Raw genomic sequence first — 6,806 nt, forward strand, 5'->3', positions numbered from 1 at the left:
ATGCACCCAGATCACAGCCGCGCCAATCGCAGCAGCTCGTGGTCCGCCGGTGCTTGTCCGCCACTGATCAGCCGTGCACCAGGCCCCCGTCCACGTGGATGCTCTGGCCGGTCATGCCCGCGTTGTCGATGAGGGCGCTCAGTGCCTGGACAACCTCGTTCGTGCTGATCATGCGGCCGATGGGCTGCAGGCTGTTGACGTGGTGAAGGGCGTCGGCGCGGGTCCATCCGGCCTGGGCGACGATGGATTCGATCGTGCGCTCGGTGAGTTCGGTGTCGACGTAGGCGGGGCAGACGGCGTTGACGGTGACTCCGGTGTGGGCCAGTTCAAGGGCCGCTGAGCGGACCAGGCCGATGACGCCGTGCTTGGCCGCGGCGTACGCGGAGAGGTGCTTGAAGCCCCGCTTTCCCGCGATAGACGAGACGACGATGGCGCGGCCCCAGCCGTTTGCGGCCATGGGTGGCAGTGCGGCGCGCAGCCACTGGAAGACCGAGGTGAGATTCAGGTCTAGCATGCTCTGCCAGTGACTGTCGGTGGTCTCGTCGAGTTTCGCCGAACGGTTCCGGCCAGCTGCTGCGACCAGGATCTGGGTCAGGCCCCATTTCTCAGCGATCGTGTCGAGGATTTCGCCGGCGGAATCGGGACGCGTGACGTCCGTGGGAAGGACAAGGGTTTCCCCTGGGCATTCCGCTGCGGTGCTGACCAGTTCGCTTTCGGTGCGCGCCACCAGGGCAACGCGATGCCCTTGTCCGGATAGGTGGATGGCCGCTGCTCGCCCGATTCCCCGGCCGGCTCCCGTGACAACGCACACCCGACTGGTCACCCTTTGCCTCCTGCCCAGGCCGCCGATCGCGCCTGCATCAAGAATTTCCCTGCCGGACGAGTTCCGAATCTCGCATCCAAGGATCTCTTCTCGATGGGGTATTCATCACATGAATACCCCCACGCCGTACGCACCCCGGGTGCCCTCCTTGTCGCCCCCGCACGCCCTTGATCTTGCCCCGCCGCACTCCTGATCATCAGATCGGCACCCATTCTTCCGATTTCGCGAAAGGGTTTCCGATGCACGGAGTCGTCACCAACAGTGAATTTCAGTCCTGCATTCAGCGGGAATTCCCAGCAGTACGAAACAAGGCCTATCTGGACAGTGCGTGTATCGGGGTTGCGCCTTTTCGGGCGGTTCGCGCGGTGACGGATCTCGCGCAGGGGATGCAGTACTGCATCGGTGAGTCCGGTACCGAAATGCACGGGCGGCTCAACGTCACGAGGGCGGCAGCTCATCCCATGGCCGCCAGGCTGATCGGAGCCGAACCGAGCGATATCGCGCTGGTGGAGAGTGCGACGCAGGGGCTGAAGATTGCCGCTGAGGCACTTCCGCTCAAGGCCGGCGATCACGTACTGGTCCCTGACCTGGAGTTCGTTCAGATGGGGCTGATGTGGCGCCAGATGGAGGCGCGAGGCGTCACCGTGCGGGCTGTTCCCCATGCGCAGGGGCGCATCAGTGTCGATGCGGTACGCGCTCAACTGACGCCCGAGGTAAAGGTGTTGGCCATCAGCTCGGTGCAGTGGACCAACGGATTTCGGGTCGATTTGGCCAGCATCTCCGAGCTCTGCCGTCAGCGGGAGATCTGGCTCGTCGTGGACGCGGCCCAGCATCTAGGTTCCCTCGCGTTGAACGTGAAGGAAACACCGGTCGACATTCTCGTGTGCGGGGGCCATAAATGGCTGTGCTCACCGTTCGGGTCCGGGTTCATGTACCTGTCGCCGAAGGCGCGTCCGCAGCTGCGCCGCCCGCTAGCTGGTTTCTTCTCGGCGAAGCCGCCGGCCCGGACATGGGGAGAAGCGTTTCTCCGCACCGATATCACTCCGTTCCAGGAGTACGAGTTCACCGGTGATGCTTCGGCCTGGGAAACGGGAGGGACAGGAAACTATCCCGGGGCGGTCGGTCTCGCGGCCTCTCTTTCGGTCATTCACGAGCTGCGGCCGCAACGGATCCAAGAGCACATCCACGCCCTGGCCGACTATCTCCTGGAAGGTCTGGACCGTCTCGGCATCGAGACCGTCAGCCCCCGCGCCGTGGAGGACCGCTCCGGGATCGTCACGTTCCGCGCCGGCAACGCTGCCGCCGATCAGACGGTGCTCAGGACACTCCTCGCAGCTGGAGTCGCCGTCAGCATGCGCTACATCTCCGGGGTCGGAGGCATCCGCGTCTCCTGCCATCACTACAACACCCTTGCCCACATCGACCAATTGCTGGAAGCGGTTGAGAAGTGGCAGCACCGCCCCACGCGCCCACGACCGGCCCGTGCAGAGGCGGAGGGCAGCGACGCACGGTTGCTGCCACCGCTGGTCACGCGCCAACGAGCCTTGATCGACGCGCTCGACGACGACCTCATGGGGCTGATCACCGCACGCAACAGCGTCGCGCGCGGCATTCGGCTCGGCCGTCTGGCAGGTGCGTTGCCGCGCACCGATCTGGCGCGTGAGCGCGAGGTGATCGAGCGGTTCCATCAGCGCCTGGGCCAGGACGGGACACGTCTGGCGCTGGAGCTGCTGCGCACCACCAAGGGCAACACGTGAATCCCGACCGCCGCGGACAGCGAAGGGAGTCATGATGAGGATCACAGCAGCCCTCGCGGAGGGGGTACGTCAACCGTTCCATCTGCGCGAGGTGGAACTCGAGCACCCCCGCCATGGCGAAGTGCTCGTGCGCATGGCCGGATCCGGGATCTGCCATACCGATCTGATCTGCCGCGACCAGTGGTTCCCCGTCCCGCTGCCGGCCGTACTCGGGCACGAGGGCTCCGGCATCATCGAACAGGTCGGGCCCGAGGTGCATCACCTGGCCCCGGGCGACCGGGTGGTGCTGAGCTTCAACTCCTGTGGTCAGTGCAGGGCTTGCCTGCGTGGCCGATCGGCGTACTGCGCGGACTTCTTCGCCAGGAACTTCTCCGGCAGTCGGCCGGACGGATCCACCCCGGTGCGGGACGGGGACCATCCCGCGCACGCCGTCTTCTTCGGCCAGTCGTCGTTCGCCACCCATGCGGTCGTCTCCGAGCGGTCGGTGGTCAAGGTCGACACGCATCTGCCGTTGGAACTCCTCGGCCCACTGGGGTGCGGATTCCAGACCGGGGCCGGCGCGGTGCTCAACGCGCTCCTCTGCTCCCCGGGCAGCAGCATCGCCGTCTTCGGGGCGGGCGCGGTCGGTTGCGGCGCCGTCATGGCAGCCGCCATCGCGGGCTGCTCCACGATCGCGGTCCTCGGCCGAAACGCCTCCCGTCTCGCCCGGGCCAAGGCCGTCGGCGCCACCCACACCGTCGACCTCACCTTGGGAGATGCGGCGGCTGTCCTGCGGGAACTGACCGACGGAGCCGGTTTCGACTACAGCATCGAGGCCACCGGGGCCCCTGCCGTACTGCGCCAAGCCGTCGACTGTCTGGCGTTGGAGGGCGTCTGCGGGTTGGTCGGGGCCCCGGCCCTGGGCACCGAGGCCCGCCTGGACATGTCCGCCCTGCTCTTCGGCCGTCAGGTGCGCGGCATCGTCGAGGGCGACAGCAATCCGGCCCTGTTCATCCCCACCTTGCTGGACCTGCACCGCCAAGGGCGCTTCCCCTTCGACCAGTTGATCTCCCTCTATCCCCTCGGCCAGATCAACAAGGCCATCGACGACATGCACCACGGACGGGCCGTCAAGCCCGTGCTCAGCTTCCTGGGAGGTCCCGCATGAAAGACCACTTCAACGCTGCCGTCTACCTCCTCGACCGGCAGCTCGCCCGCGGGATGGGCCACCGGCCCGCGCTGATCAGCCCCCGCGGCACCGTGACGTATGCGGAGCTCGCAACCGATGTGGCCCGTGCCTGCGCCGGCTGGCGGGCGCTGGGAGTACGGCCGGAGGAGCGGGTACTGATCCACGCCGCCGACAGCCCCGAGATGGTCACCGGCCTACTGTCACTCATGCGCATGGGAGCCGTTCCCGTACCCGTGTCCACGATGAGTACCAGCACCGAACTGGCGGCACTCATCCATGACTCACGCTGCCGCTACGTACTGGCTGGACCGGAATTCTGCCACCCGCTGCAGCAGGCACTGACCGAGACGCCCACCTTTACGGATCTGCAGGGCGTCGTGGTGTTCCACGCTGCTCCGCTGCAACCGCCTTCGCCCGTCATCCGGCTGCGCTGGGAGCACCTGATGCGCGCGGGCGAAACCTCCTCCCACAGCGACCAGGCCGCCGACCACACCACAGAGGACTCCCCCGCCCTGTGGCTGTACACCTCCGGCACCACCGGCACCCCGAAAGCCGCCATGCACCGGCACGGCAGCATCCGCTTCGTCGCCGAACAGTACGGACAAGAAGTGCTCGGACTGCGACCGGAAGACCGCTGCTACTCGGTGGCCAAGCTCTTCTTCGCCTACGGCATCGGCAACTCCTGCTTCTTCCCCCTCTCCGTGGGGGCAGCCGCCGTACTGGACCCGTCCCCGCCCACCCCGCAGACCATCGCCAGACGCCTGACCGACGACGCACCCACAGTGTTCTTCGGCGTCCCCACCTCCTACGCAGCGCTCCTGCGCGAAGGGTCCCTGCCCGACTCCGCCTTCAACGGCGTACGTATGGCGGTGTCCGCGGGCGAACCGCTGCCGCCCGAGCTGCACATGCGCTTCCGTGCCCGGTTCGGCACGGAACTGCTCAACGCCATGGGCCCCACCGAGGCCCTGCACATCTTCCTCGCCAATCAGCCCGGCGCATCACGACCCGGCACCCTGGGCATGCCCGTACCCGGATACGAACTGCGCATCGAGACAGAGGACGGCACCGAAGCGGAAAGCAGCCAGCCTGGTGTCCTCAAGGTCAAGGCCCCTTCGGCCGCGACAGGTTACTGGTGCCGCCCCGACGCCACCCACGCCGTCTTCCAGGCGGAGTGGATCAATACCGGGGACCTGTTCACCCGCGACGAACACGGCTACTACACCTGTCTCGGCCGCGCAGGTGACATGATCAAGAGCGGTGGCATCTGGGTCACCCCGTCCGAGGTCGAGAACCGGCTGCTCCAGCATCCCGACGTGGCCGCCGCCTGTGTCGTGCCCGCCCCGGACGCCGACGGCCTCGACCGGCCCGTGGCCTGCGTCGTCCCCTCCGGCGCGGGCAGCGTTGACGCTGATGGCCTGGTCGCCTTCTGCCGTGAGGCCCTGACCTCGCACAAGTGCCCCCGCCACGTGCTCGTCTACCCGGATCTGCCCACCACGGGCACCGGCAAGGTCAACCGCAGGCTCGTCCAACAGCAGGCCCTGGCCCGACTTGAGGACCTCGGCCTCACCCCGCGCGTACCCACCCAGCCTGCGCACCTGCCGGCAGACCGTGTGGCATCCGCCGTCCCCGTTCCGTTCATGCCCCCGTCAGGAGGCAACTGACATGCCCCTCCTCGCTGCTCCTTCCACCCCCAACCCCGTCGACATGCTCTTCCACGGTGCTGGCGAGGCCGCCTCGCACAGTGAATCGGTGCCCAACGTCGGCGTGGTCCTCCATCTGACCGGGAACACCCCGGACCTCGCCCAGTTGCGGGGGCGGGTCAGCCGGAGACTGGACCAGCTGCCGTGCCTCACCCACACCCTCACCGTCCGCGACGGAGCACCTCAATGGACCCCCGCCAGGCCCGATCTCCAAGAGCACGTCGTCGAACGCCGCACCACGGCCGGGGCGGGCTGTCTCGACGACACCGTACGTACGCTGCTCCACGAACCCCTGCCGGCCACGGGCCCTGCCTGGCGACTCGTCCTACTGTCGGGCCATGCCACGGGCCGCTACTGCCTCGTCTTTCTCACCCACCACTCCGTACAGGACGCCGCGAACATCATGGCGGTCGCCGAAGCCCTCTTCGGCCCGGAAGCGGGCACCGGCGCTTCCTCGGCGACCGCGCTCACACCCGGCGACCTCCGCCCACCCAAGCTGCGGCAGCTCCTCAACACCACGGCTCACACCTGGCGCAACACACGCCCCCACAGCATGTGGAACTCCCCCACGCAGCCCCTGTCCGGACGCCGCCACGTCCTGTGGCAGGACGTTCCCACCGACCTGCTCAAGGACGCCGGCCGCGCCTACGGGGCAACCAGCAACGACGTGCATCTGGCGGCGCTGGCCCACGCGATCACACAATGGGCCGGGGAGCACTGGCCCGAGGCCCGCGAAGGCGGCGTCCCCATCATGGTCCCCGTCAACCTGCGCACCGCCGACGAGGTCGCCCTGCCCGGCAACCGCTTCTTCCTCGCGCGCATCGACCTGCCTGGCGGCGCCATGACCGCACCCAGCCGGCTGCGCCGCTCCCTTCAGGCCACCGCCCCGCTCAAGGACCCCGGCTACAAGCAGACCCTGTACCAACTGAGCCGACACGCCCCCCGGCAGGTTCTGGAACAGCTGCTGGCCCGCAGTGCGGCCCCGGACCGGCTGACCGTCGTGGGGTCGATCTTCAAGATCCGGCAGAGCCTTCACTACCACGGAGACCCAGTCGACCGCATCGTGCCGATGATCTGCTGCCCCGACGGTTTCCCGCTCACCGTAGGCCTGTTCCTGTACGGCGAGACCTCCACCGCCTGCTTCCAGATCGATCAGGCGCTACCCGAGGCCGACCAGATCCCGCGTCTGTGGCGCCAGGCCATCGACGCCATCGCCCAGGCCGCCGGCCCTGTCCCGCCCCGCCGCTGACCTCGTCGATCTCGGTACGGAACTGGGGGAACGCATTGAGCCGGACCTCTTGGGCTCGTCAGTCGTAGTCGTCGCGCCAGTACCGGGTCAGGTCCTGCATGTAGCCCAG

General features: G+C 67.7%; 5 protein-coding genes. 4 read left to right on the top strand and 1 reads right to left on the bottom strand.

Going from position 1 to position 6,806, the window contains the following annotated elements; translation table 11 throughout:
• Positions 1-67: 67 nt before the first annotated feature.
• Complete coding sequence (locus tag ACFQVC_RS42245) at positions 68-823, bottom strand: SDR family NAD(P)-dependent oxidoreductase (RefSeq protein WP_381842051.1); 756 nt, start codon at positions 821-823, stop codon at positions 68-70.
• 173 nt (positions 824-996) lie between these two features.
• Here ACFQVC_RS42245 and ACFQVC_RS42250 point away from each other — a divergent pair, with 173 nt between their 5' ends.
• From ACFQVC_RS42250 to ACFQVC_RS42265, 4 genes are read left to right on the top strand one after another with little or no spacing between them, the layout of a single operon-like run.
• Entirely contained in the window at positions 997-2,580 is a 1,584-nt protein-coding gene (locus ACFQVC_RS42250) for an aminotransferase class V-fold PLP-dependent enzyme (protein WP_381842053.1), read from the top strand.
• Between the two features lie 34 nt (positions 2,581-2,614).
• Positions 2,615-3,727, top strand: coding sequence for an NAD(P)-dependent alcohol dehydrogenase (locus tag ACFQVC_RS42255; protein WP_381842056.1), 1,113 nt, complete (start codon positions 2,615-2,617; stop codon positions 3,725-3,727).
• Positions 3,724-5,409 carry a benzoate-CoA ligase family protein gene (locus ACFQVC_RS42260; protein WP_381842059.1) on the top strand — a complete coding sequence of 562 codons (1,686 nt, stop codon included), beginning with the start codon at positions 3,724-3,726 and terminating at the stop codon, positions 5,407-5,409. Before ACFQVC_RS42255 ends, ACFQVC_RS42260 begins: the two co-directional genes overlap by 4 nt.
• A 1-nt stretch (position 5,410) precedes the next feature.
• Positions 5,411-6,697, top strand: coding sequence for a wax ester/triacylglycerol synthase domain-containing protein (locus ACFQVC_RS42265; RefSeq protein WP_381842062.1), 1,287 nt, complete (start codon positions 5,411-5,413; stop codon positions 6,695-6,697).
• The last annotated feature ends 109 nt before the right edge of the window (positions 6,698-6,806 follow it).

The organism is Streptomyces monticola (genome assembly GCF_042665355.1).
Classification (GTDB): domain Bacteria; phylum Actinomycetota; class Actinomycetes; order Streptomycetales; family Streptomycetaceae; genus Streptomyces; species Streptomyces monticola.